Consider the following 2033-nt stretch of genomic DNA (forward strand, 5'->3'; position numbering starts at 1 on the left):
CTCTAAAGCTCAAGGTATAATTGCTGACGATTTTGATCATGATGGTATACAAGACCTGGTGCTCGCAGGAAATTTCTATGGCTATAGAACACAATTGGGCGACAGCGATGCGAGCCTTGGTTCGTTCCTGAAAGGCATGGGTGATGGATCATTCAAAGCCATCTCTCTAGCAGAATCCGGCCTGATCATCGATGGTGATGTTCGCCATATACTTCTTGTAAAAAATGCCACGGGTAGAAAAAAACTGGTGGCGGCAAGAAACAATAATTATCCCCTGGCAATCCTGATCCAATCATTATGGCACGAGTAACATACTATATATATACTCTTCTGTTCTCTTTACTGGCCAATTGCGGCCGGAGTCAACCGTATAGTAGTGATGCTTATCCGCTACATCGTGCACAGCAGGCTTTAACACACGTTATTATTCACGATATATTTTCGCCACCGGTAGCTTCGCGTATCTATGTATATGCGCACATAGCCGCATACGAGATCCTCGTAAAGGAGGGCAAAGAGTATAAAAGTCTGCGAGGTCAGGTTCCTGCTCTTCCGGTAATAGCGGAACCATCAGAAGAGATTTCCTATAGTCTTGCGGCAGTCAGTGCCTTTCTTGCCACCGGCAAGGGCCTTATCTTTTCAGAAGACATGCTCGAAGATTCTTCTAAAATAATTCTTCGGTACTATAAAAAGAAAGTTTCGGGCAAAGTATATGAAAGCTCCATACGCTATGGCAGCGAAGTGGCGCAAAAGATTCTAGCCTGGAGCAAGCAAGATCGCTATACTGAAACAAGAGCCATGCGCAGGTATACCCTGTTAAAAGCAGACGGCAAATGGACGCCCACTCCCCCGGTATATATGGCTGCCATCGAACCATACTGGAAGTTGATCCGTGCATTTACCCTCGATAGCGCAGCGCAATTCAAGCCGGCACCTCCTCCGCTCTTTAGCAAAGAAAAAGAAAGCGAGTTTTATTCACTGGCATACCACGTATACACTACACGCCAGAACCTGACGAAGGAGCAGATCACCATTGCCAACTTCTGGGATTGCAATCCTTTTGCCGTAAATGTTCACGGACATATTAACTATGCTACCAAGAAACTTTCTCCCGGAGGACACTGGCTTTCTATTGCAGGCATTGCCTCACAACGTGTGCAGGCATCCATGATGAAAGCTTCGGCTGCCTATACCCTTACAGCCATTGCATTGTTCGATGGCTTCATCAGTTGCTGGGATGAGAAATACAGGAGTAACCTGATTCGACCGGAAACCTATATCAACGCCTATATAGATGAACAATGGAAGCCGTTGCTGCAAACACCGCCATTCCCGGAATATACCAGCGGCCATAGCGTTATCTCGACAGCGGCCGCCACAGTGCTCAGTGCTTTCTTTGGAAATGATTTTTCTTTTATCGACACCTCCGAAAAAGAATATGGCTATGCAGCGCGCAACTTCACTTCATTCAGGCAAGCATCTGAAGAAGCTGCGATCAGCCGGCTATATGGCGGCATACACTATAGAACCGCTATTGAGCAGGGACAACTGCAAGGACAGAAAGTTGGAGAATGTGTATTACAAAAAATTAAACTGCAACACAATCAATGATCGGGTATATCTCCCAACTGTTCATCACCGGGTTTATACGTTACATAGATCAATAACATCGTTAACATCTCCTGGTCACTTCGCATATCTCCTGACGACTCCACGAACTTGGGCGGATTGTTAGGATTGAGTGGATTATTGGCTGTATTATCAAATATACCATAGAAGTTTACGATATCGCCTCGTTTGAGAATAACCGGTTTCTTATAGCGGTATAATTCCTGCCAGCGAAAATCCCATGAAGGTATAGATACCAATGGAATGGTATCATTATCGCGTGTAGCATAGGCTTTGAATGTTTTACCCAGATAGTGCATGTGCGGCCAGACGTAGAGCACCGTTATATCTTCGCGTGAATTGGCAATGCGCAGCCGGTGTGTTTGCACTTCGTTGGCAAACAATACCAGTGGCGGGTATATATC

Annotated in this window: 2 protein-coding genes and 1 pseudogene; 2 read left to right on the forward strand and 1 reads right to left on the reverse strand. The window is 45.6% G+C overall.

The window, feature by feature from the left end; translation table 11 throughout:
• Positions 1-310: hypothetical protein (locus VIN08_RS00220; RefSeq protein ID WP_331958440.1), on the forward strand; the 310-nt coding region annotated here is incomplete at its 5' end.
• Complete coding sequence (locus VIN08_RS00225; RefSeq protein ID WP_331958443.1) at positions 298-1611, forward strand: vanadium-dependent haloperoxidase; 1314 nt, start codon at positions 298-300, stop codon at positions 1609-1611. The genes VIN08_RS00220 and VIN08_RS00225, both read left to right, overlap by 13 nt.
• Here the strand turns inward: VIN08_RS00225 and VIN08_RS00230 are convergent.
• Positions 1605-2033: pseudogene (locus VIN08_RS00230) on the reverse strand (cytochrome c); the annotation flags it as partial. The gene VIN08_RS00225 and the pseudogene VIN08_RS00230 overlap by 7 nt on opposite strands.

Origin of the sequence: Ohtaekwangia sp., assembly GCF_036568665.1 — a bacterium.
Classification (GTDB): Bacteria; Bacteroidota; Bacteroidia; order Cytophagales; family Cyclobacteriaceae; genus Ohtaekwangia.